Origin of the sequence: Chromohalobacter sp. HP20-39 (genome assembly GCF_033052815.1) — a bacterium.
In the GTDB taxonomy this organism is placed as follows: domain Bacteria; phylum Pseudomonadota; class Gammaproteobacteria; order Pseudomonadales; family Halomonadaceae; genus Chromohalobacter.
The window spans coordinates 1-254 of record NZ_JAWHTP010000916.1; the positions used below are offsets into that span (position 1 = coordinate 1).

The 254-nt window shown below is 63.4% G+C and carries 1 protein-coding gene; it reads left to right on the forward strand.

Going from position 1 to position 254, the window contains the following annotated elements; translation table 11 throughout:
• On the forward strand, positions 1-254 hold a 254-nt coding region (locus tag RVY79_RS20640), incomplete at both ends, for a hypothetical protein (protein WP_317466469.1).

The following is a 254-nucleotide window of genomic DNA, read 5'->3' on the forward strand; positions in this document are numbered from 1 at the left end:
GTTTCGGTGGCGATGCTGGCCGACTGCTCGGATTCGACTACGTGGGCAACGCAGGTCACTTTCGGCTTGTCCGAGGGCATCTACATGATCGGCGTCGGCCCGGCCGGCGACACGATCAGCAATGCGACCAGCACCAAGGCTACGGCTGGCATCGACAGCTACGCCTTTAAGCTGCTGTTTGGTGACTGGGTGTACTGGCTGGACACCGTCAACGGCGTGACGCGCCTGGTGTCGCCGCAGGCATTCGTGGCCGG